The sequence below is a fragment of the Borreliella afzelii genome, assembly GCF_014202295.1.
Classification (GTDB): domain Bacteria; phylum Spirochaetota; class Spirochaetia; order Borreliales; family Borreliaceae; genus Borreliella; species Borreliella afzelii.
This window is the reverse complement of sequence record NZ_JACHGM010000037.1, coordinates 1-1550: the sequence shown is the minus strand read 5'-3', so window position 1 is coordinate 1550 and position 1550 is coordinate 1. Positions and strand designations below refer to the sequence as shown.

Genomic DNA, 1550 nt, shown 5'->3' with positions numbered 1-1550 from the left:
ATCGGATCATTTATTGACTTAAAAGTTTTATTTACATTTTTAGGATTATTTTTTATTGTAATTTTTGAACAATTAAATGTACGAGGAAGTATACTTTGGGCAATTAGTATAGTTACTCTTGTAGCTTGGACATATGCAATATTTAATTTAGATGGCGCCAAATCTATTGGAATACATCTTCCCAATGGGGTTCTAAAATTTGAATCTATTCGGCCAATATTTAATCAATTGGATTTTTCTTATGTTTTGAGTGAGCATTTTTGGACTTTTATATCAATAGTTTTTATTCTCTTGTTCAATGATTTATTTGATACTGTAGGTATTTTAATAAGTGTTACAACAAAAGGTGGTATGTTGGATAAAAACGGAAAAATTCCTAATGCAAAAAAAATACTACTAGTCGATGGCATTGCTACTACTTTTGGAGCAATAATGGGAGTTTCTACTGTTACTACTTATATTGAAAGTTTTACAGGAATTGCCGAAGGTGGCAAAACAGGACTTACTTCAATTGTAACTGGATTATTATTTTTAGTTGCAGTTTTTTTTGCTCCCCTTTTTATTGCTGTTCCTGCTAGTGCAACTGCCGCGGCTCTAATATATGTGGGATTTTCAATGTGTAAAGAACTAATAAAAATTGATTTCTCTAATATTAGAGAAAATATTTCTAGCTTTTTAATATTCTTTTTGATTCCTCTAACTTATAGCATTTCTTCAGGATTTTTTGTTGGAGCAATATTTTACGTTTTAGTAAATTTATCATTTAATCTTTTTAGCAAAGAAAAGATTAAGATTTCTCCTATAATGCTAATATTGTGTTTAATTTTTATTATTAAATTTATTTATGGCTATTAATATTTTCATGAAATTTAATTTATCATCACATTTTGTTAGTAGATTAAATTTGATGGATAGCGCTGGTTTTATTTTTGATATAAAATAAAATTTAAGGAGTAATTTATAATGAATCAATCCAAAGAAACATTGTTATTTCAATTTAAAAACAACACCATTGATTATAAAAAAGAAGTTATTGCGGGTATTACCACTTTTTTGAGCATGGCATACATAATAGCTGTTAATCCGGCAATATTATCTAGCACAGGTATGCCAATTGGAGCATTAGTTACAGCAACTTGTTTAACATCAGCATTTTCTAGTATATTAATGGGGCTTTATACTAATACTCCTATTGCACTAGCACCAGGCATGGGTCTTAATGCATTTTTTGCATTTTCTGTAGTAATTGGAATGAATATTCCTTGGCAAGTTGCATTAGCTGCTGTTTTTGTTGAAGGGCTAATTTTTATTGTATTATCTCTATCAAGAGCTCGAGAAAGTATTGTAAATTCCATACCAGTAAATTTAAAGTACTCTATCACAGTTGGAATAGGACTTTTTATTGCTTTTATTGGTTTTGTCAATGGTGGAATAGTCATTAAAAATGATGCCACATTAGTTGGAATCGGATCATTTATTGACTTAAAAGTTTTATTTACATTTTTAGGATTATTTTTTATTGTAATTTTTGAACAATTAAATGTACGAGG

At 28.5% G+C, this 1550-nt stretch carries 2 protein-coding genes; both read left to right on the top strand.

Features of this window, described 5'->3' with window-relative positions; all coding sequences use genetic code 11:
- The coding region (locus HNP63_RS06685) for a solute carrier family 23 protein (RefSeq protein ID WP_183227719.1) at window positions 1-855 on the top strand (855 nt) is incomplete at its 5' end.
- A 108-nt stretch (window positions 856-963) separates the two neighbouring features.
- Window positions 964-1550 (top strand): solute carrier family 23 protein (locus HNP63_RS06680; protein ID WP_183227718.1); only part of this gene is annotated, 587 nt, incomplete at its 3' end.